Genomic DNA, 419 nt, shown 5'->3' with positions numbered 1-419 from the left:
TGTGTAATTTACCGCTTAAAAGGGCCATACATTTTGCGACTGTCGTCTAATCCATTGATTATGGCAATAAAGTTAAAATCTTCACCACCTTTATACAAAGTAAATGATAAGCCATCCATCATTAGCTGATTTTTAATTACACAAATATATTTAGGATCTAATTTAAACATAATATTCGTAGAATTTTTCTCTGCTAACTCATTAGAATTAAATAATTTGTGAATATAATTCACATCATTTTCTGAGCAAGATTGAAATCCAACAGCAAATGAATTCGCTGAAAATAAGATGGTTGAAAGTGGCAGAATTCTATTTAGTTTCATTTACACATAACGCCCTATTAAGGGGCAAATTGTAGTTGGCTAAAATGTGTAGCGGAGCGGAACCAGCCAACTGTAATTTGTCCCACTTGAATAGCT

Annotated in this window: 1 protein-coding gene; it reads right to left on the bottom strand. The window is 32.5% G+C overall.

Annotated features, from left to right (window positions below):
- Positions 1-8: 8 nt before the first annotated feature.
- Complete coding sequence (locus AC27H3_RS18110; RefSeq protein ID WP_487108115.1) at positions 9-323, bottom strand: hypothetical protein; 315 nt, start codon at positions 321-323, stop codon at positions 9-11.
- Positions 324-419: the final 96 nt, after the last annotated feature.

Source organism: Colwellia sp. NW0002-52-1 (assembly GCF_057550865.1).
The sequence above is the reverse complement of the archived record's forward strand: the minus strand, read 5'-3'. Positions and strand labels throughout refer to the sequence as shown.

What these genes read in the sequence shown, in the direction of transcription:
- AC27H3_RS18110 (WP_487108115.1), bottom strand. Translation starts at nt 323, where the DNA reads ATGAAACTAAATAGAATTCTGCCACTTTCAACCATCTTATTTTCAGCG.